We start from the raw sequence: 21,831 nt of genomic DNA, 5'->3' as shown, positions 1-21,831 counted from the left end.
ATTATAACAAATAAGCAAGCAAATCGCATGCTATATTTGTCAATAGGTTTTACCCAAAGCTGTCTATCGATAGTGACGCTGTACATTCAAATTTTTTAAGCGCTAAACCAATAGACATTGACTATTTTTGTCTCAATACAAGGTGCTCAGCTGGTAAATAATGCTTTTGTTCACGGTACAAATAATCAAGCATCTGCTCACGTATCTCACAGGCCAGTGTCCATGCTTCTACAGGGCCTACCGCTGAAACAGCGCCACGCAGTTGAATGGTCTTTTCAGTTACCTCAACGACAAATATTTCAGGCTCAGTCTTGTTGTCCCAAAGCTTGTTGTCTTTCACCACCGAAATAAACTGCTGCCGAATGGCGTCAATATCTGCGCCGTAATCGATATATAAGAACACAGGACAGGTCTGATGTACTTCTGTATGCGACCAGTTCTCTACCATTTCGGTGATCAATTCGCGCATCGGCACGATTAATCGACGTTCATCCCATGTTTTTAGTACCGCATAAGTGTAACGCAGGTCTTCAACGGTACTAAAGTTGCCATCCATTATCACACTGTCGCCAATTCGTACGGGCTGGGTCACTGCTACCTGTACTCCAGCAATGATGTTACCCAATATTGGTTGAGCGGCGATACCAATGACCACGCCAGCAATGCCAGCCGAAGTCAGTAAGGTTTTACCAAAGCCTTCCATGTTGGCAAACTCACTCAGACCTATCCAAATACTGCCCAACACCATGACAAATACGAAGACGCGACGAAATATCGATACGTAAGTTCGACGACGGCGCACTTTGTCAAACTGCTCCTCTCCTAGATTTTCAATCTGCATATCTTGATAGCGGTTGGCAAAAAAGTTGATAACACGTATACCGAGCCACATGGCGCTAAAGACCAATCCAATCCAAATAATCGGACGTATAGAGGAAGCGACTGCATCCAAGTAAGGGAAGCCGCCCGATACCAAGGTAAATACCGATGAGAAGCTGATGGTAAAGGTTAGAGGGACCGTCAGCTTATTGACCAAATCCTCTACACCGTTGTGATGAAGGGTGCCAAGACGGTTGCCTTCTTTATCCATGACATACCAATTGAGGAGCTTGCCAGCGGCAGTACTTAGCAGCCAGCCAATGCCCATGGTAAAGGAGAAGAATATAAATAACGCTAAAAACTCCCAGATAGCAATATTAAAAAGCTTTAGCTTGGTCCAACTAGGCAGATATCGCTCAAACTTTGCCGGATGATATTGTTCATAAAGCTTATCAATATTTGCCACCGTCTGCGCTGAAAATACCCAAAAAGGCGCCCCATTATCAATACGTACACGCTCTAGATGCAAGGGTACTCGGCGCTCGCGATAATCAATATAACCAAGCTGAATAGAACGTCTAGGAATCCCTTGAATGCTGCTCGTACTGCCAAGCGGCGGTTCAATCAAGCCATCAGGACGATCAGGCAACTTATCAAACACATATAGCTGCTTTTCAACCAATAAAAAATCAAGCTGTTTGACCAAATCCATTGCTTGATTCGACTGTGATTCTCTATCAATCAAGTTCATATTTAGTGCATAAGCTGCCAAATCATATTGCTGCTTCATGACTGCCGATTGGAAAAACTCTAATGTGGCAAGTGGGGTTGACAAGTTTGGCGGCTCAGACAAGGGCGGCAAACCTGCATTGAGCTTATCTAACGCATAGTAGTTTTCGCTGTAATCACCAGTGAGACCAGAATCTCCTTGTAGCACACCTGCTTGCTGCACTGTCCTTTTTTCTAGCGGGCTAATTACCTCTGCTGCAACGGCAGAGACAGTCACTCCTTCCTCTTTTAACTTGTCGATTCTTTGCGCAGCATACTCAACCAAATTTTCCGGTTTTGTAGTAACTGTCTCTTCAATATTTCGACTGTCTATTTCCTCAGTACTGCTTGCTGCATAAGCAGAAATGCACGCCATATTTAATAGGATAAATAAGCTGCCAATTATAAAGAGCAGTCGCGATAGAAACTGGGCATGAGACTGTAGAGAGTGAGTCCTGAGAAATCCGAAAGGAGTTTGCATACAAAAACTCTTGCTAATAAGTATGATATTAAGCTAATGCAGAAGACACAAAAAAGCCAGCAGATAGCTGGCTTAATTTATTATTGTTTGTGAATGAACAAGCGTAAAAAACTAATGCTTACATTAAGCACGGCGCCAAGTGGTGCCCGCACGACTGTCTTCAAGCTCAATACCAGCCTCTTTCAACTGCACACGAATCTCATCAGCACGCGCAAAGTTTTTATTGGTTTTGGCATCAGCGCGCTCGATGATTAGCCCATCAATGGCTTCGTCGGTTAAACTATCTTCAGCTACTTCACCAATGACGGCTTGCAAGAACTGCTGCACAGGCTGCTGTAAAATATTAAGCGTTTGCGCCAAAGCTTTTAAGTGCTGCGCTAATTGCCATGCAGTCTCTACATCTTGTGCTTTACTCGCTTTATTGATATCACGCGCCAATCCAAACAGCACACTGATTGCCGTTGAGCTATTAAAGTCGTCATTCATGGCTTTGATAAAGTCTTGTCCCACTGCACTGGCGTAGGCATTATTAATCAAGGCTTCATCGATAATAAGTACTTTACCTTTTTGTTGTTCAGCAACTTTTAATGCTTGATACAACCTGCTTAGGCTATTATGCGATTCGTCCAAGGCACTATCAGAGAAGTTTACTTGACTGCGATAATGACTCGACAATAAGAAGAAACGAACCGTTTCTGGTAAGTATTTTGCCATGACATCACGAATGGTAAAGAAATTCCCCAATGACTTAGACATTTTTTCGCCATCAACATTGATAAAACCAACGTGCATCCAGTTACGCGCGTATTCACAGCCGGTTGCTGCTTCAGATTGGGCAATCTCGTTTTCATGATGCGGAAACTGTAAATCATGACCGCCGCCATGGATATCAAAGGTATTACCAAGGCATTTGGTCGACATCGCTGAGCATTCAATATGCCAGCCTGGACGCCCTTGACCCCACGCTGATGCCCATTGCGGCTCATCCGGTTTCGCCGCTTTCCATAACACAAAATCAAATGGATTGCGCTTGTCGTTCTCGACTTCAACCCGTGATCCTGCCTGCATATCATCAAGGTTACGTTTTGACAATTTGCCATAATCTGCGAAGCTATCGACTGCATAGTAGACATCACCATTATCACCCGCGTAGGCATAGTCATTACTAACCAACGTCTCAATCATCTGCTGCATCTCATCGATATGATCGGTCGCACGCGGTTCTGCATCAGGGGACAAGCAGCCAAGTGCTGTCGCATCTTCATGCATGGCAGTAATAAAACGTTGGGTCAATGTGCCAATCTCTTCACCATTTTCGGCAGCACGGGTGATGATTTTGTCATCGATATCAGTAATATTACGCACGTAATTTACGTCATAGCCCAATTGTGCAAGCCAACGTACTGCCATATCAAAGCCAACCATCACTCGAGCGTGACCGATATGACAATAATCATAAACCGTCATGCCACACACATACATGCCAACTTTGCCCGTGGCAAGCGGCTTGAATGCTTGCTTGCGTCCAGTAAGTGAGTCATAGATGACGAGCTGAGACATCGCGTCTGCAAGAGGTGTGGTCATAGTCATAAAGCCTTTAAATTAAAAGTATAAGAGAAAACAAGCCTAGCAATCATGTACGCTTAGCCAATAAAAAAGCGCTTACATAAGCAAATCATGCATAAATCAAGGGTAAAGAGAACATCAATATAAAACTTAACCCATTATCTTAGCGAAAATGCTCGTAAAATACTACAATGAGCGCGCAAGTAAGACTCTGTAATGATAAAAACATTGATAGTTAAGGATAAAAATATGGGCAATCGTTTAAGCAAAATTTATACGCGTACTGGCGATGATGGCAGTACCGGCATGGCAGATGGTAGTCGCGTCAGTAAGGCGGACAGCCTATTTAGTGTGATGGGTGATATTGATGAGCTCAACTCGCACATTGGCTTGGTACGTGCACAGCTTACTCAAGCGTTAAGTGCGCAAACCAATAATTCAAGTCACAGCCAACAGCTACCTGAACGCTTGCAAACAAAACAAGAAGTCGACTTTGCCCAAGCTTTAGTGATTATTCAACATTTATTATTTAATATCGGTGGTGAGCTTGCTATGCCAGAATATGAAGGCGTAAATACGATTCATATTGATTGGCTTGAGCAGCAGATCGATGCGATGAATACAACGTTACCACCGCTAAAAGACTTTATCTTACCAACAGGCTCATTATTGGTCAGCCAGTTGCATGTGGCACGTACTGTTTGTCGCCGCGCTGAGCGCCAAGCAGTATTACTAAGACAAGCGCAGCCACAAGCCATTCGACCGACAGCGGTCAGCTTTATCAACCGTTTGTCTGATTGGCTCTTTGTCGCCGCACGTTTTTGCACAGACCCTGAACAGGTCTCTGAAGTGTTATGGGACAGCCAAGTATTACAAAAATTCGCTGATAGTTGAGCCATTTAACGAACCATAAAAAAACGCCTGCAATAAATATGTTGCAGGCGTTTTTTTATTGAAAGACTGAATTGAAATATTGAAACGATGCTTATCGATATTTAGTAGCAATAAGATTAATAAGTTGCTTCTTTATCTTCAATAATGACCATATCAATGCTTTCATCTTTAGGCGTTGCTTTTGGTGCTTCTGGAGCAGCAGGTGTAGGAGTTACTGTACTAGGCGCAGTAGTGCTAGGTGTTGGCGCTGACGGAGTGCTACTTGGCGTCTTTGTATTTTGACTACTGTTTTGATTAACAACTGGTGGCTTAGCAGGTTGTGCTGGACGCACAGGCGCAGCTGGCGTTACCGCTCTTGGCTGGCTAGTATTATTATTGCTCTGTGTATTCTGTGCTGGTTCACGGCGGCGTTCAGGTTGCTGAGTGCCACGTTGGGCGCGCTGCTCTTCCATTGCTGACTGGAGCGTTGAGCTGGCGACCACTTCTGATACCACTGTTAATAATGCTGGCTGTCCTGCGATACGTGTACGTACTTGACCGCCTTGCGTACCAACAACATAGGTAAAAGCATCATCAATGAGCATATTGTTATTGATACGAATATTGTCATTGGCTAAGCGCGATTGCAAACTTGGCTGATTATTAGCGGCCTGCACTTGGCTGGCTTGATATAAGTCTTCACTTGGCAGAGTCATGCTGACGCTTGCCTGACAGGTAGTCAGACCATTTTCATTGGTTGCTTGCAACACGGCGGCATTTTGTATATCGATGATAATACCGTTTGCTTTAGTAGAAACCACACCGCTGCCTAAGCCAATCTCTGCATCGTTGGCATAACTGACTGCTAAAGTTTGGGCTTGTTGATTGAGCGTATTTTTCAAAGCGGATTTGAGGCGGTCTTGGACCATAGGATCATCACAGCTCACCGCCGTGGCAGCAGCATTTTCACTAACCTGTGTTTCTTGCTCAGTCACTTCTACCGTTTCGGCATCGTCTTTTTCTGAGCGATCACAACCAGCAAGCGCTAAACCACATACCATGCCGATACCAGCAACTTTATACCATTTGCTCACACTTTTATTTGCTACGCTCATATCTCTTTTGCTCCAATTTACTGATTCGTACCGTCGCTCACGGACAGTATTTGACATTTACACTATAAAACTCAAATCTAGCAGAAACCGGCATTGCGATAGATTTGAAAACCACATTATTATACGGTGTTTGCAGGAGATGGTCATCCATGTAGCCTACTGATGTACAAATAACGTTCAACATTGTGTCCGAAATCTAGCTTTAGTTGCAAAAAAGCTACAAATATATATTTACTTAAACAAATATTAAGATGATGACAGAAAGTTTTATCAGCATAAGATTTTTATAAATGCTCTATTCAATACGCTTTGATACGTGATAGCTTTGGATGCAGTTAATAACAGACGATATAATATTTACATTATAATGCTCAAAATATGTGACGGTCACTGGTTATGATAGATCTTAAGAACACCTTGCTACTTGGTCATCGCGGCGCGCGCGGTGAAACATTAGAAAATACCTTATCAGGTTTTGAATATGCGCAAAATTTGCAAAGCTCTGGCTTAGCAGGTGTAGAGTTCGATGTACAACTTAGCCGAGATGGACAGCTCATCGTTTTTCATGATGAAACGCTTGAGCGCATGTGCGCGCAGCAGTCGCGTCTAGATCAGCTAAATGTGAGCGAAATACAGCGTCATCATCAGTTTGGTCAGCCAATTATCACGTTGCCTGACATTGCTTCTGCTCTAAATACCTATACTTATATTGAGCTTGAGGTTAAAACCCATAGTCGCACTGATTATGCCAAACTCGTAAAAGCCTTGATGCGTGACCTCATTGATAGCCCCCTTGCTAGCCTACCGATTGTGCTAACCAGCTTTGATGTTGAGCTGCATGCCTATTTACAACGCAGTACTTTCATGAGGCATATACCACGTGGGTTGCTTATTCGAGAGCCTAAACTACTGAAACAGGCTCCCAATACTGCCTTACAACTTGGCTGTAAGCAATTAGGTATCCACTATCCGCTTTTGAATCGTGAAGTCATACAGCATTGTCATCGCTATGACTTACCTGTAAGTGCATGGACGGTCAATGATATTGAGACTATTAAGCAGCTTATAAACTGGCAAGTTGATGTGATTATTACAGATTACCCAAGCTATTTATTACTGCCTTAACGCATTACTCCTATTTCTAAAGTCGCTTTGGTGGTGTACATATTTATTGTTTTACTTACATTTTTACCTTATAGCTGATAAGTCACGGCTTATTTGCTATAACACCTACTATAATCCATACAAGTTATTGTTATTTAGCAATATTTTTATAGTGTATAAGTGTTCACTTTACTAAGTATTTAAGGTAATATAGACGCTTAAATTAATACCGTTAGGGATATTATATGATTGCAAAAAAAGCACTTGGCTTACCGCTTAAAGGCTTACGTTTCGCTATCAAATCTGGTGACACATTTGTCAAAAATGCCAGCATTCAAGTCACACGTTTTAAAACACGTTTTGATGAGAATAAAGCAAAAAACTCACTCGATGAGATGCCAGTTGCCAAACGCAACTATGCAAGCGCCTCTGAGCAGACTGAACTGCCTACCGATGTAGACAGTATCGATATGCGTGAATTTGAGTTTACCAAAGCACCGATTAACTGGATTCCAGCAACTATTCTGGTAGCCACGCCTATTGCTGCAGCAATTATTACGCCATGGTATCTGTTCACCCATCAAGTCAGCGCACCGGTTTGGGGCGTATTTGGTGCGTTTATGATTTGGACGGGTATCAGTATCACAGCAGGTTATCACCGTTTACTATCGCATCGTGCTTATAAAGCGCATCCAATCGTCAAAAACTTTTTATTGCTAGGTTCTACCTTTGCGGTACAGGGTTCAGCGTTTGATTGGGTTTCTGGTCACCGTACGCATCATCGTCATGTCGATGATCGCTTAGAAGACCCGTACTCAGCGAAACGTGGCTTTTTCTTTAGTCATATGGGCTGGATGCTACGCAATTATCCTAGCGGAAAATTTGACTATAAAAATATCCCTGACCTGACCAAAGATAGAACGCTGCAAATTCAGCATAAATATTACGGTTTATGGGTCGCTGCATTGAACATCGGTGCAGTCGCCGCGATCGGTTGGTTATTGGGTGATGTTTGGGGTACTTTGGTCATCGTCGGTTTGCTACGTCTGGTACTGACGCATCACTTTACCTTCTTTATCAATTCGCTATGTCATATGTTTGGGTCGCGTCCTTATACCGATACCAACACTGCACGTGATAACTTCTTCTTGGCTCTATTTACGTGGGGTGAGGGTTATCATAACTATCATCACTTCTTCCAGTACGATTATCGTAATGGCGTAAAATGGTGGCAGTATGATCCAACCAAATGGCTCATCGCTGGTTTATCGAAGCTAGGTTTGACTACTGAGTTACGTACTGTTGATGACACCACTATCAAGCATGCTGAAGTACAAATGCAATTTAAAGCAGCGCAGCAGCAGATTGATACGGTCACATCAAGTGGTATTGATATTCCTCATGCCATGAAAAGCTTCCAAGATCGTATTAAGTTTGAATATGATGCCTTTACGCAAACGGTTGAAGAATGGCAAGCATTAAAAGCAAAAACCATTGAGCTGAAAAAGACCGAGTTTGCTGATCGCTTGCATGAAGTTGAAGATGAGTTAAAGCAAGATTATGCCAAGATTGAACAAAAAATATTGGCGCATAACAGCAACCTAAAAACAGCATTTCGCTCTATTGGCGAAAGCGCAAAAGCGGCTTAAGCATTGATCACTGTTTGATTATTTAGTATTTTATTGTGACGTTTCTCCTTCCCTCTATCTGTAAAAGATAGGGGGATTTTTTCGTGCGGTATTAAGTATCATGTCTATTAATAAATAATAGTGTGATAAACAATGATGTGATAATTAATCATGATTTACAAGAGACGGACAGAGTGCAATGCTGCTATATCAAGGCTATGTTATAGTGAGTTTATTCTATTCATATCTTAAATCTCCTCTCCCAGCTTTTATCTTTAAATTGGAACAGCTCTTATGCGCTATCAAAACACCTATGCTCAATTGGACACCCGTCTTTATAATGAGCAACTGCCAAACCCATTAGACAATCCTCGTGTCGGTCATTTTAATATTCAAGTTGCTGAGCAGCTGGGCTGGACGGAAGATACAGATTTGATGAATCGTTGGGTTGAAATACTTGGCGGACAGTATGTGCCAGCTGAATTTCAGCCTTTATCAATGGCGTATGCCGGTCACCAGTTTGGGCAATGGGCGGGGCAATTGGGCGATGGTCGCGGCTTATTGATGGCGCAAGTACTCGATAAAAACAATCAATTACAAGATTTACATCTAAAGGGTGCAGGCTTGACGCCCTACTCACGCATGGGCGATGGGCGTGCAGTATTACGCAGTACCATTCGTGAGTATTTATGTGGTCATGCGCTCACTCAGCTTGGTATTGCCTCATCTAATGCCTTGGGATTTGTGGTATCAGATACCAAAGTGCGCCGCGAACGAATAGAAGCAGGAGCGGCTTTAATGCGCGTCGCTGACAGTCATATTCGCTTAGGTCATATTGAGTGGATTGCCAGCTTTGCGCCCGACTTACTCGCTGAATTTACCGATTATATGATTGATACTTATTATCCAGAGTGCCGTGATAGTGACACGCCAGTCTTAGCATTTTTGCAGGCGGTGGTTGAATGTACTGCACGGATGATAGCTGATTGGCAACTGATTGGATTTGCGCATGGTGTTATGAATACTGATAACTTGTCTATTACCGGCAGTACTCTAGATTTTGGTCCATTTGGTTTTATGGAACGCTTTAACCCTGCTTGGATCAACAATCACTCTGATCATAGCGGACGCTACGCTTATCAAAATCAACCTGCTATTGGTCATTGGAATCTAAATATTTGGTTACCGCACTTTATGCGTCTAGACGGTGTGACGCGCGAGACGTTAGCAGATTGTCTAGCGCCTTATGAGGCGACCTTTATGCAGCATTATCAGCAAGGGCTATGCCGTAAGCTTGGGTTGCCACATCAGCGTGAAAGTTTAAGCTTAGCGTTTGAATGGTTGACACTGCTAGAGGATAGTTTACTCGACTATACCAATAGTTTCCGAGCGTTATTAGGATTAATCGCACCGGATGAGCATCATTATGAGCAGCAGTTGCTTGCAACCCTGACGGCCGAGCTGAATCCTGAAGCACAGCAAGTCTGGCAAGCATGGTCGATCCGTTATCTGGCACAAGTAAAGCAGGTATCGATTACTCAAGCAATTGAGGATATGCAAGCCAGCAATCCTATTTATGTATTGCGTAACAGCATGGCTCAGCGTGTTATCGTTGCCGCAGAGCAAGGACAGTTTAAAGAACTAAATAGAGTATTCGAGTTGCTTGCTAGCCCTTACACGCTACATGATAGCGCCATTGACCTTGATACCTTACCGCCTGCGCCTCATGCACCGCAAATGCCAATCAGCTGTTCATCTTAATATATATTTATTCTGTAATATTTTGAAATATTTTGCATTTAGGGTTGATATTTGGGTCATTTTTTTGGCATTATCAACTAGCTAAATAATGAATATCAATTTATTATATTGTGTGCGCAGTTCATAGTCCTTAGCTAGGCAAATTATTGGCGATAATGTAGACTATCTATTTTGCGCTATTGTTGTTTTTTGCTGATATTTAAGCGCCGCATAGTACCCTTTAACAATCAATGTACACTCATGATCATATTCAATGGTTATTGAGAATTAGGCATTAGTTTTTATCACCATTTAATTTATTCCAATTTATCCTAACCATGGCAATTATTATGAATGACGATATCACTTTGAATACGGACACCCCTAGTACGGAAAAAGAGCAGTTTGAACAAGCTGCCTTACATTACCATGAGTTCCCTCGCCCTGGTAAAATCTCAGTTACTCCTATCAAGCAATTGGCAAACCAACGTGATCTGGCGCTCGCCTATTCACCAGGCGTGGCAGTACCTTGTCTTGAGATTCAAAGAGACCCATCTCTTGCGGCAAAATATACCGCACGTAGCAACTTAGTTGGTGTTATTACCAATGGTACAGCGGTGTTAGGTTTGGGAAATATCGGTCCATTGGCATCAAAGCCTGTTATGGAAGGCAAAGGGGTTCTATTCAAAAAGTTCGCTGGTATCGACGTTTTTGATATTGAAATTGCACAAAACGATCCGGACAAATTCATTGAGGCTGTTGCTTCTTTAGAGCCTACGTTTGGTGGGATTAATTTAGAAGACATCAAAGCACCAGAGTGTTTCAAAATCGAGCGCGAACTGCGTAAGCGTATGAACATTCCAGTATTCCATGATGACCAACATGGCACGTCAATCATTGTTGCGGCGGCGATGCTTAATGCATTAATCATCACGAACAAAAAAATTGAAGATATTAAAATCATTTGTTCTGGTGCCGGTGCTGCAGCGATTTCTTGCTTGGATATCATTTGTGCCCTTGGTGTGAATAAAAACAATATCTACGTATCAGACTCACGTGGCATTATCTCTACTACCCGTGAAAACCTTGATGAAACCAAACAGCGCTATGCTCGTGAAACCACTGCTACGACTATTGAAGAGCTGATGGATGATGTCGACATGTTCCTAGGCTTATCTATGCCGGGTACATTGACAGAAGACATGGTTCGCCGTATGGCAAAAGACCCTATCATCTTTGCGCTTGCTAACCCAACGCCTGAGATCATGCCAGAAATCGCCCATGCCGTCCGTCCAGACGTTATTATGGCAACCGGTCGCTCTGATTATCCGAACCAAGTAAACAACGCATTGTGTTTCCCTTATATCTTCCGCGGTGCATTAGATGTAGGCGCAACGACTGTCAACGAAGAAATGAAAATTGCATGCGTACGCGCCATTGCTGCCATGGCACATGTTGAAGCGACGCCAATGAGCAACGTCAAAAACGTTGAAAGTACGCCAAGCTTTGGTCGTGATTACCTGATCCCAGGACCACTTGAGCCAAACCTAATCATTGAAATCGCCTCTGCAGTCGCAAAAGCGGCTATGGATTCAGGCGTTGCAACGCTTCCTATCGCAGATATGAAAGCCTATCGTCAGCGTCTGTCTGAGTTTGTCTATAACTCAGCGTTTGTAATGAAGCCTATTTTTGCTCGTGCAAAAGCAGATCCAAAACGTATCGTTTACTGTGAAGGCGAAGACAGCAACGTACTATTAGCGGTACAAGTGGTCGTCGATGAGCAGTTGGCTTATCCAATCTTGGTCGGTCGTCCCTCAGTGATCGAAAATAACATCGCCAAGCTAGCATTACGCTTGAAAGACGGCGTGAACATTACTATTGTCAATGTTGATGATGATCCGCGCTATAACGATTACTGGAAAGGCTACTACGAGAAAAACAAACGTACTGGGGTCAGTATCGAGCTTGCTCGCCGTGATGTGCGCCGCAAGACCTCTTTAATTGGTGCTCTTTTGGTTGAAAATGGCGATGCCGATGGTATGATTTGTGGTACATTCGGTCACTATCAGCTGCATTTAAAATATGTTGGCGGAGTAATCAACAAAAAAGAAGGTATTAATGATTTTTATGCGATGAATGCGGTGCTTATGCAGGATCGTAATATTTTTATTGCTGATACCTATATCCATGAAGATCCAACGGCTGAGCAATTGGCTGAGATGACTGTATTGGCAGCTGAGCAATTGTGCCGCTTTAGCATTACCCCACGTGTGGCTTTGGTGTCGCATTCAAACTTCGGAACTTCTGATCGTGCCAGTGCTGTCAAAATGCGTAAAGTACATCAACTGCTGACCGAGATGAATGTCGATTTTGAGTTTGACGGTGAAATGCAAGGTGATGCTGCACTTGACGAACATATCCGTGCCAATGACTTGCCTTCGAGCAACCTTAAAGGTTCAGCAAATCTACTTATCTTGCCAACGTTAGATGCGTCGAACATTGCCTTTAACCTGCTTAAGACAGCAACCGGTAGCGCGTCTATCGGTCCTATTTTGTTAGGTGCAAGCAAACCTGTACATATTCTAACGCCATCAGCCACAGCGCGCCGTGTGGTTAATATGACGGCACTTGCGGTCACTGAAGCTCAGGATTTAGACAACGAGAAACAGTAATTGATTATGCTCTGTAAAGTGCGCAATTTACACGGTCTCTTGCATTTTTTATAGAGACCGTCTGCTATACTAAAACCAGCCAATGCTTAAAGTATTGGCTGGTTTTTTTTGAAAAAATTTAGGTTAATTGGTAGTAAATATAAAGAGAATATTATGCAAGTGTATCTCGTCGGCGGTGCAGTACGTGATCAGCTATTAGGGCGCCCTATTAAAGATAAAGACTTCGTTGTCGTTGGGGCAACAGTTACTGAGATGCTTGAAGCAGGTTTTCAGCAAGTAGGTGCAGATTTCCCTGTATTTTTGCATCCGGTGAACCGTGAGGAATATGCTCTCGCACGAACTGAGCGTAAGCAAGGTCTGGGCTATCAGGGCTTTAGCGTGCATGCCAGTATTGACGTTAGTTTAAAAGACGATTTGCAGCGGCGCGACTTGACGATCAATGCCATGGCCATAGAGGTTACTAGCTTAACCGACGATACACCGATAAGTGGTGACGTGATTGATTACTACGGCGGATTGCAGGATATTGAAAATAAAACCCTACGTCATGTCTCAAGTGCCTTTAACGAAGACCCTTTACGGGTGCTGAGAACGGCGCGCTTTTATAGCCGCTATTACGATTTGGGCTTTACTATTGCTGATGACACGTTAGTTTTGATGCGTGAGTTGGTTGCTTCAGGAGAGCTTACCCATTTAAGTAGCGAGCGTATTTGGCAAGAATCGAGCCGTGCAATGATGCAGCTCTCCCCTCAGGTATACTGGCAACAGCTATTTGATATCGGCGCCCTTGCAGAGTACTTTGCACCGTTACATCAGGCTTGGAATGATGATCAGCTACGAGAGACAGTGCAAACATCGCTATATTTCGCCGGTCAGATGCACTTGAATCTATCGCAGCGTTGGGCGCTAGTAATGGTTAGCCTTAAGCCATCATTATTTCAGAACAAACATACTGAAGCCATAACAGCGGTCAAAAGTATTAACGATATAGGTAATATGGCTAAAGTACCAAAGGCACAAACACAATTTGCTAGTTTGTTCGTACAACAAGCTGATAAATTAAGCGTTATAACCCAACTCAGTGCTGCCGAGAAAATTGATCTTATTCAAGCCTGCAGCGCCCATAAAGAGCCTGAAAAACTCTCGCAGCTCTTGGTCACAAGCCAAGTATTGCAGTTATCTATACAGCACCGTCAGATGATGTTGGCATTAAATAGCTTTCACAGTATTGGTATGAATGATATTGATCAAAGTCTCAAAGGTCCAGCGATTGGTAAAGCCTTGCGTCAATGCAGAATTGAGCATTTACAAACGCAAACAGCCTGACTAAAAATAGAGTAAATGACCTTTTAAAACTTAAAAATATATCCTGATTAAAATGCTACTATGAATCAAAAAACTAAAACTTCTCAGCCAATTGATACTCATGCCCCTGTTATGCTTGTGACTGGTAGCGCTAAGCGTATCGGTGCTGCAATTGTTCGTGCGGCTCACAAGCAAGGCTATCGCGTCATTATCCATTGTCATCATAGTGAGCAAGAGGCACATGCATTAGCAGACGTGCTGAATGATACTTGCGCTCATAGTGCTGTGGTTATTGTCGCGGATTTGGCAGTGGTAAATCAGGCAGACACTCTCAAGCACCTGACCCAAACTATCATGCAGGCATTTGGGCAACTAAACGTACTGGTACATAATGCCTCTCGCTTTTACTCTACTCCCCTTGGCAGTATTAATTATGACCAGTGGGATGAGCTGCTGTTGACCAATGCCAAAGCGCCTTTGTTGTTAAGCCAAGCACTACTACCTTATCTTAAGCAACAACAAGGTTGTATTATTAGTTTGCTCGATATTCATGCACAGGATAAGCCGTTCGCCAATTATACGGTTTACAATATGGCAAAAGCGGCCCATCGGATGATGGTGCAGTCTTTAGCACTGGATATGGCGCCTGATGTACGCGTTAATGGGGTCGCGCCTGGGGTCAATATTTTACCCAATACAGATAGCGATCAAGCGCTTGATAGTCAACAGCAAAGTAAGATTATAGGTTCCATTCCTATGCAGCGAATAGGTATCCCTGCTGACATTGCGCATAGCGTGCTCTATTTGGCGAATGCCAGTTATGTGACGGGTGAAATAATAACCGTAGATGGAGGCCGAAGTTTGACGCTGGCTGGTGGTAATTAGTGATAATTCATTAAATAGTATGCCCTATCTGCTAACTTTTACTTGAAAATATATAAAAATCAGGTATCATTGTGCGTCTAAAGGGCCCATAGCTCAGTTGGTTAGAGCAGAGGACTCATAATCCTTTGGTCGTAGGTTCAAGTCCTACTGGGCCCACCAAATTCAAACCCCGTAAACGCAATGTTTATGGGGTTTTTTGTTGTCTAGTGTTTTTAGCTGGCTTGTTAAAGTGTGCGATAAACCTCTGAGGGTGGATTTGCCTATCCCCAATGAATCAGCACCGTCAGGTATTTTACGTTTGTGTTCAACGACTAAGCTGATGGCTTCTAATTTGAATTCTCGGGTGTATTGATTGCGTTTGTTGGTTATACTATGTTCCGTCTTTTGTTTAGTACAACCTCTTAGCAGCTGTCCGAATTTATTATGCCACTACATGCTGGCATGTCTTAGCAAGTCCTTGCTGCTTTTATGAGTACTCAATTGGCTTAATTAATATCGGGGTTTGCTTTGCAAGCACCCTTATTTACGCTTTCTGAACTTAGCAGCCCACTTCTTTCAATGTAATCGTTTTAATCCTCTTAGACTAGACACTTATGGTGCATAGAAAATCATAAAAACCATCATGGTGCGAAAAAAGTGCAATATCTCCTAAAAAGACCGATATTGGTGCGTTTATTGTGTATTTTGGAATGGCATAAATATTGAAGTATTAATAGCAGTTAGGAATGGTTTGTTAACTCGGCCTACCAAGCTGCTACTTTATCTTTTTGGAGAAATATATGTCTTTATTGCCAACGCTTATCACTGCTACTCCTATTAATACAAACCATCGTATCGACTCAAAATTGACGTCACGTTTGTCTCTGCTAGCAGTAGCTGTTGTCGGCAGCTTAAGTCTTATAGGTTGTCAAAAACCTGCAGAAACTAGCGCTGAGACCAATTCTACAGCTACAAAAACCGAAACGGCCGAGACCGCTACTACCCCTGCGGCAGATGGTGACACCATCAAAGTTGGCATCTTGCATTCTTTATCTGGAACGATGGCCATCTCTGAAACATCCTTAAAAGATACTGCTCTCATGACCATTGATGAAATTAATGCCAATGGCGGTGTGTTGGGTAAGCAGCTAGAGCCAATCGTCGTAGATCCCGCTTCTGATTGGCCGTTATTCGCTGAAAAAGCACGTCAGCTATTAACTCAAGACAAAGTGGATGTCATATTTGGAGGTTGGACATCGGTGTCACGTAAGTCCGTGCTGCCTGTCGTTGAAGAGCTAAATGGTCTTATGTTCTACCCTGTGCAGTACGAAGGTCAAGAGCAGTCAAAAAATATTTTCTACACTGGGGCGGCACCCAACCAGCAAGCTATTCCTGCCGTTGAATACTTAATGAGTCCAGAGGGTGGTAGTGCAGAACGCTTCGTTTTACTTGGGACCGATTATGTCTATCCTCGGACTACTAACCAGATATTGCGTGCTTTCTTGAAGTCTAAAGGCGTCGCTGAAAAAGACATCATGGAAGAGTACACCCCTTTCGGTTTTAGCAACTATCAGACCATCGTGGGCAACATTAAAAGCTTCTCGACCGGTAAAAAGACGGCAGTTATCTCTACCATTAATGGGGATTCAAACGTACCCTTTTATCGTGAACTTGCCAACCAAGGTATTAAAGCATCTGACATCCCAGTCATGGCATTCTCAGTAGGAGAAGAAGAACTTCGTGGTATCGATACCAGCTTATTGCAAGGGCATTTGGCGTCATGGAACTACTTTATGTCGGTTAAAAATCCTGTCAACAGCGGCTTCACCAAAAAGTATAAGAAATATGCGCTAGATCATAAGCTACCGAATGCTGAAAAGGTCGTGACCAATGATCCTATGGAAGCCACCTACGTAGGTATCAATATGTGGAAACAAGCAGTCGAAAAAGCAGGTACCACTAATGTCGACAAAGTGCGTATTAGTATGGGAGGTCAGACTTTTGACGCGCCATCAGGGTATACATTAAAAATGGATGAGGAAAACCATCACTTATGGAAGCCTGTCATGATCGGTCAAATCCGTTCCGATGGTCAGTTCGATGTGATCAGCAAAACGCCAAAAGTCATTCGTGCTGAGCCATGGAGTCAGTACATTCCTAAATAAGGTTGTGGTCACCCAAGCCTTAGCCTTAGTCCCTAGCCCCTTAATGGTATCAATACCAGCAACCCTTTAGCTCCTCTACTGATAAAACAGTTTTCAGTAGAGGTTAGAGGAGTGTTGACTGCAAAAAAGGAACCATCATGTCACATTACCCTTCCTATTATAAAAGTGACGCGCAAGCCAATTATTCTAATAAGATTTTTATCATCGCCTTACTATCTTTACTCCTTCTCATTGCTATCACATCACCTGCTCATGCTCACGAGACGCCAGTAGTACACAGCCATGGCGACAAACTATCGACTAATACTGTGGCAGCGACATCCACTGATGTAAGTGAAGAGACCTTATTTGCTCAAAAAAAGCAGTCTCTAACTACGCCAGCTAATCTTGCGATAAGTAAAGGGGATGCTATCGAGCAGTTCGTTGCTGCTGACTTCACCAAGCGCCAAACCATGCTCAACCAGTGGCCGGGATCAGTTGAGAGTTTGGATACTTTAGTTGAGCTGATAAAAAACGATGAGCTATACCAAGGCAATGGTGGGCAAACTTATCTACTTAACAGCGAAGATGAGCTATTTACTTATCCTGCTAAGCAGCTGACCACCGAGTGGCCTAGCGACTTGGCGCAAGTGACTTTGACCAATACGCTACGCTCAGCCTTAGTATTTGGACAAGCCAAGGTTAAGCTTGAGTCAAATGATCCTACGCAACGTGTGCAGGCAGTCGCCATCTTAGCGGACAATATCGAACAGCTAGATCCAGCACTCATAAGTACTGCTGCCACTAATGAGGAAGACGACGACGTCAAAACAGCGTTGAGTACTTTACAAGCGAGGATTGATTTTAGAGACGGCGACGTTACTACCCAAATTGCCGCGCTTACCGTGCTTGCTGATAGCGATAGCCCGCAAGTCTTAGTTGATGTCAAAAAAGCATTGGCGGCAGATGATATCGATCCTGTACTCAAATCCGCGCTGTTAGACGCTGAAGAAAGTATTGAGCAGCGCATTACCCTCAGTACTTGGATAGGTCATCTGTTCACGGGGCTTAGTACGGCAAGTATCTTACTACTGGCGGCATTAGGGCTGGCCATTACTTTTGGGCTACTGGGTGTCATCAATATGGCTCATGGTGAGCTCATTATGATTGGTGCTTACGCCACTTATATGGTGCAAAATCTCTTTCAAGCGTATTTTCCTAGTATGACTGGATGGTATCTGGTTGCTGCTATACCCGTCGCTTTCTTAGTTAGTGCCATTATTGGCATGGTTATCGAACGAATCATTATTCGCCCGCTTTATGGTCGTGAGCTTGAAACCTTACTGGCAACCTTCGGTGTCAGTCTGATTCTCATGCAGTTGGTTCGGATGATATTTGGCGCGCAAAACGTCGAAGTCAGCAATGTCGACTGGTTGAGCGGTGCCTATCAAGTCTCCTCGATCCTTGTGCTTCCCTTCAATCGTATCGCTATTATTGGCTTTACCATCATTATTCTTATGCTACTGGTGTACTTACTGAACAAGACTCGCTTTGGGTTGTTTGTGCGCGCTGTCACTCAAAACCGGCAAATGGCACGTGCAGTTGGTATCTCATCTGCTCGCATCGATATGTTGGCTTTTGGACTTGGCTCGGGTCTCGCAGGTCTCGCTGGCTGTGCTTTGGCGCAAGTAGGCAATGTCGGACCCGACTTAGGTCAAACTTATATTATTGATGCGTTCTTAGTCGTCGTGGTTGGCGGTGTTGGGCAAGTATGGGGCGCGGTCTTGGCATCTTTAGGTCTTGGTGTCAGTGGTACGGTGCTTGAAATCGGCATTGGTGCTGTGATGGCTAAGATTGTATTACTGGTTCTTGTGATTTTGTTTATTCAAAAACGTCCACAAGGTTTATTCGCCCTCAAAGGCCGTTTTGTGGATTAAGGAGAACCTCATGCGTTTGACTCAATTATTATCTGATTCCCCACGTAATGCCATTTTGATTGGTTTGTGTTTTTTAGTGCTACTGATATTGCCTTGGCTCCATCTACTACCTGAAACCTCTAGTTTTCACCTGTCTGCTTACTGGATAACTTTGATTGGTAAAATAATGGCGCTCGCCATGGTAGCACTGGCTTTAGACTTGGTCTGGGGCTATGCTGGCATCCTAAGCTTAGGTCATGGTCTTTATTTTGCGCTAGGAGGTTATGCCTTTGGCATGTACTTGACGCGTGAAACTGCTGGCACGGGCTTGCCAGATTTTATGCGTTTCTTAAGCTGGACCGAGCTGCCGTGGTATTGGGCAGGCACTCAACATTTCTGGTGGGCGATGGCTCTAGTGGTATTAGTTCCCGGTCTGGTCGCTTTCATCTTTGGCTATTTTGCTTTTCGCTCAAAAATCAAAGGGGTTTATTTTTCGATTATTACTCAAGCCATGACCTATGCGGCAGCCTTATTATTCTTCCGTAACGAAACAGGCTTCGGTGGTAACAATGGCTTCACAGGTTTTACCACGTTATTAGGCTATGACATCACTGCCTCTTCAACGAGAGCTGTGCTGTGTTTTACGACTGCTTTGGCGCTGCTACTGTCCTATCTTGGACTACGCTATCTGATGAGCCAGCCTTATGGGCGCGTGCTCGGTGCCATCCGTGATAGTGAAAATCGCTTGCAGTATTTAGGCTATCGCACGCTTTGGTACAAGCTTTCTGCTTGGGTATTGTCTGCAGTCATTGCTGGTATCGCTGGTGCTCTATATGTACCGCAAGTTGGCATCATTAATCCGGGCGAGATGAACCCCGTCAACTCTATCGAGATGGCAGTATGGGTAGCTGCGGGAGGTAGAGGTTCACTCATTGGTGCTATCGTAGGCGCAGGTGCAATCAATGCGATTAAGACTTATTTTACTGTCGCCTACCCTGAGTTTTGGTTGCTTATCCTCGGTGGATTATTTGTGGTGGTTACTTTATTTCTCCCTAACGGCATCATTGGCGTACTTGATCGTTTTAAAAAGGAAAAAGAATAATGTTAATAACTAATGCTGATACTTCTAATGTTGCTACTTCCCAAAAAGTTACTAACGATGCGCTTGTTAAAAACAATCCTAGTATCAATAATCCAATGAAAAACTCTAAAAATACACCACACATAACGGTCGCAGAAAACACGCCTACCCGACCAGTCACTAGTTTGGCTGAAGATTGCGGAGATAGCGGAGGCTTGGCGCATCCTGTTCCCAAATCAGGGCCGGATATGAGACATGGTATTGCGCTGTATTTAGAAGGCGTTAGCGTGTGGTTTGACTCATTCCGTGCACTCAATGATCTATCTTTATACATTGAGGCAGGCGAGCTACGCTGCATCATCGGCCCTAATGGCGCAGGTAAGACGACTTTAATGGATGTTATTACGGGTAAAACGCGTCCTACTAAAGGCAGTGCATTTTTCGGTCAAGTACATAATTTAGCCAAATTATCTACCGAAGAAATAGCGGAAGCAGGCATTGGCCGTAAGTTTCAAAAACCTACCGTATTTGAGAAATTTACTGTACTCGATAACTTAATGCTGGCCGCGCCAAAGGACAAGCGAGTGTCAAAAAGCTGGTTTACTCGTATTGATGCAGAAATCCAAGATACCCTTGACTCAACGCTTGAGCAAATACGCCTAAAAGAGCTGATTAACAAGCCAGCAGGACTATTATCTCATGGTCAAAAGCAGTGGCTAGAGATTGGGATGTTATTGATGCAAAGACCAAAACTTATCTTACTTGATGAACCAGTGGCAGGCATGACAGATGCCGAAACCGAACATACCGCTGAGTTATGTCTGCGCCTTAAAAAAAATCATACTTTAATCGTGGTTGAGCATGACATGACTTTCATTGATGCCATCAGTGAGAAAGTAACGGTCTTAGCAAATGGCGCTATTTTGGCTGAAGGCACGTTGAGTGAAGTACAGAATAATGAAGCCGTCATTGAGACTTACTTGGGTCGATAATTGATAGTAGTGCTTAGAAATAGACCTAAAAAATAGAGGTGCTTATATGTTAGAAATTAATGCCATAAATCAATATTATGGTGGCAGTCACATTTTACGTGATGTCACCCTCGCCGCCCCGGTAGGAGAATGTAGCGTGGTACTGGGTCGTAATGGCGTCGGTAAAACCACCTTGCTTAAATGCTTGATGGGCATCCTACCAATAAAATCAGGTGAAATTTTATTAGACGGTAAGGACATTAGTCAGATGACGCCTGAGCAGCGTGTACGCGCAGGACTCGCTTATGTACCGCAAGGACGTGATATCTTTTCCACTTTGACCGTTGAAGAAAACATTCTGATTGGCATGGCGAAATTTTCTCAACGAAAAGCAAGCAAAGTACCTAAACACTTGTATGATATATTTCCAGTGCTGGACGAGATGAAGCATCGCCGCGGCGGCGATCTATCTGGCGGTCAGCAGCAGCAGCTCGCTATTGCTCGTGCGCTTGCCTCCGAGCCATCTGTGCTGGTACTCGATGAGCCGACTGAAGGTATTCAGCCCTCTATCATCAAGGACATCGGGCGGGTCATTAGGGATTTGGGTTATCAAGGTGAAATGGCAATTATACTGGTCGAGCAGTTTTATGAGTTTGCAGAAGAGCTTGCCGATAACTATACCGTGCTCTCTAGAGGACAAGTAGTTGCTCAAGGGGCTGGAGTTGACATGGCAAAAAACAACATTCAAGAGTTGGTGGCAATCTAAAAGGACACTTTATAAAAA

General features: G+C 43.6%; 16 protein-coding genes and 1 tRNA gene. 13 read left to right on the top strand and 4 right to left on the bottom strand.

What is annotated here, in order from left to right:
• Positions 1 to 121: 121 nt before the first annotated feature.
• Both PCRYO_RS05180 and cysS read right to left on the bottom strand, forming a co-directional pair.
• Positions 122 to 1,963 (bottom strand): mechanosensitive ion channel family protein, encoded by a 1,842-nt coding sequence (locus tag PCRYO_RS05180; protein ID WP_041753052.1) that lies wholly within the window; start codon positions 1,961 to 1,963, stop codon positions 122 to 124.
• 228 nt (positions 1,964 to 2,191) lie between these two features.
• Positions 2,192 to 3,658 (bottom strand): cysteine--tRNA ligase, encoded by a 1,467-nt coding sequence (cysS, locus tag PCRYO_RS05175; protein ID WP_011513343.1) that lies wholly within the window; start codon positions 3,656 to 3,658, stop codon positions 2,192 to 2,194.
• Positions 3,659 to 3,883: 225 nt separating this feature from the next.
• Between cysS and PCRYO_RS05170 the strand changes: the two genes are divergently transcribed.
• Positions 3,884 to 4,528 (top strand): cob(I)yrinic acid a,c-diamide adenosyltransferase, encoded by a 645-nt coding sequence (locus tag PCRYO_RS05170; protein WP_011513342.1) that lies wholly within the window; start codon positions 3,884 to 3,886, stop codon positions 4,526 to 4,528.
• Positions 4,529 to 4,644: 116 nt separating this feature from the next.
• On the opposite strand, the gene PCRYO_RS05165 is transcribed toward PCRYO_RS05170, so the two are convergent.
• A complete protein-coding gene (locus PCRYO_RS05165) occupies positions 4,645 to 5,622 on the bottom strand; it encodes a hypothetical protein (RefSeq protein ID WP_011513341.1) in 978 nt (325 codons plus the stop codon).
• A gap of 396 nt (positions 5,623 to 6,018) precedes the next feature.
• Here PCRYO_RS05165 and PCRYO_RS05160 point away from each other — a divergent pair, with 396 nt between their 5' ends.
• From PCRYO_RS05160 to PCRYO_RS05130, 7 genes are all read left to right on the top strand, one after another.
• Positions 6,019 to 6,747: a glycerophosphodiester phosphodiesterase gene (locus PCRYO_RS05160; protein WP_011513340.1), complete on the top strand. Its 729-nt coding sequence runs from the start codon at positions 6,019 to 6,021 to the stop codon at positions 6,745 to 6,747.
• A 449-nt stretch (positions 6,748 to 7,196) separates the two neighbouring features.
• Complete coding sequence (locus PCRYO_RS05155) at positions 7,197 to 8,375, top strand: acyl-CoA desaturase (protein WP_192941349.1); 1,179 nt, start codon at positions 7,197 to 7,199, stop codon at positions 8,373 to 8,375.
• A 273-nt stretch (positions 8,376 to 8,648) separates the two neighbouring features.
• Positions 8,649 to 10,115 (top strand): protein adenylyltransferase SelO, encoded by a 1,467-nt coding sequence (locus tag PCRYO_RS05150; protein ID WP_011513338.1) that lies wholly within the window; start codon positions 8,649 to 8,651, stop codon positions 10,113 to 10,115.
• 329 nt (positions 10,116 to 10,444) lie between these two features.
• Positions 10,445 to 12,766, top strand: a complete 2,322-nt coding sequence (locus PCRYO_RS05145; protein WP_041753050.1) for an NADP-dependent malic enzyme — start codon at positions 10,445 to 10,447, stop codon at positions 12,764 to 12,766.
• Between the two features lie 153 nt (positions 12,767 to 12,919).
• Entirely contained in the window at positions 12,920 to 14,092 is a 1,173-nt protein-coding gene (locus PCRYO_RS05140) for a tRNA nucleotidyltransferase (protein ID WP_011513336.1), read from the top strand.
• A gap of 60 nt (positions 14,093 to 14,152) precedes the next feature.
• Positions 14,153 to 14,956, top strand: coding sequence for a pteridine reductase (locus tag PCRYO_RS05135; protein WP_011513335.1), 804 nt, complete (start codon positions 14,153 to 14,155; stop codon positions 14,954 to 14,956).
• 82 nt (positions 14,957 to 15,038) lie between these two features.
• A tRNA-Ile gene (locus PCRYO_RS05130) sits at positions 15,039 to 15,115 on the top strand.
• A 3-nt stretch (positions 15,116 to 15,118) separates the two neighbouring features.
• Here the strand turns inward: PCRYO_RS05130 and PCRYO_RS13480 are convergent.
• Positions 15,119 to 15,325: a transposase gene (locus PCRYO_RS13480; protein ID WP_226939379.1), complete on the bottom strand. Its 207-nt coding sequence runs from the start codon at positions 15,323 to 15,325 to the stop codon at positions 15,119 to 15,121.
• Between the two features lie 464 nt (positions 15,326 to 15,789).
• Here PCRYO_RS13480 and urtA point away from each other — a divergent pair, with 464 nt between their 5' ends.
• The 5 genes from urtA to urtE all read left to right on the top strand — a co-directional run bounded on the left by urtA (position 15,790) and on the right by urtE (position 21,813).
• Positions 15,790 to 17,100 carry an urea ABC transporter substrate-binding protein gene (gene urtA / locus PCRYO_RS05125; protein WP_041753445.1) on the top strand — a complete coding sequence of 437 codons (1,311 nt, stop codon included), beginning with the start codon at positions 15,790 to 15,792 and terminating at the stop codon, positions 17,098 to 17,100.
• Between the two features lie 137 nt (positions 17,101 to 17,237).
• Complete coding sequence (gene urtB, locus PCRYO_RS05120) at positions 17,238 to 19,016, top strand: urea ABC transporter permease subunit UrtB (RefSeq protein WP_011513333.1); 1,779 nt, start codon at positions 17,238 to 17,240, stop codon at positions 19,014 to 19,016.
• A gap of 10 nt (positions 19,017 to 19,026) precedes the next feature.
• The gene (urtC, locus tag PCRYO_RS05115) at positions 19,027 to 20,097 is read left to right on the top strand and encodes an urea ABC transporter permease subunit UrtC (protein WP_010200558.1); all 1,071 of its coding nucleotides are present in this window, start codon (positions 19,027 to 19,029) and stop codon (positions 20,095 to 20,097) included.
• A complete protein-coding gene (gene urtD / locus PCRYO_RS05110; protein WP_011513332.1) occupies positions 20,097 to 21,068 on the top strand; it encodes an urea ABC transporter ATP-binding protein UrtD in 972 nt (323 codons plus the stop codon). The genes urtC and urtD overlap by 1 nt, the downstream gene beginning before the upstream one ends.
• 46 nt (positions 21,069 to 21,114) lie before the next feature.
• Positions 21,115 to 21,813 carry an urea ABC transporter ATP-binding subunit UrtE gene (gene urtE / locus PCRYO_RS05105; RefSeq protein WP_011513331.1) on the top strand — a complete coding sequence of 233 codons (699 nt, stop codon included), beginning with the start codon at positions 21,115 to 21,117 and terminating at the stop codon, positions 21,811 to 21,813.
• The last annotated feature ends 18 nt before the right edge of the window (positions 21,814 to 21,831 follow it).

Origin of the sequence: Psychrobacter cryohalolentis K5 (genome assembly GCF_000013905.1) — a bacterium.
Lineage (GTDB): Bacteria > Pseudomonadota > Gammaproteobacteria > Pseudomonadales > Moraxellaceae > Psychrobacter > Psychrobacter cryohalolentis.
The sequence above is the reverse complement of the archived record's forward strand: the minus strand, read 5'-3'. Positions and strand labels throughout refer to the sequence as shown.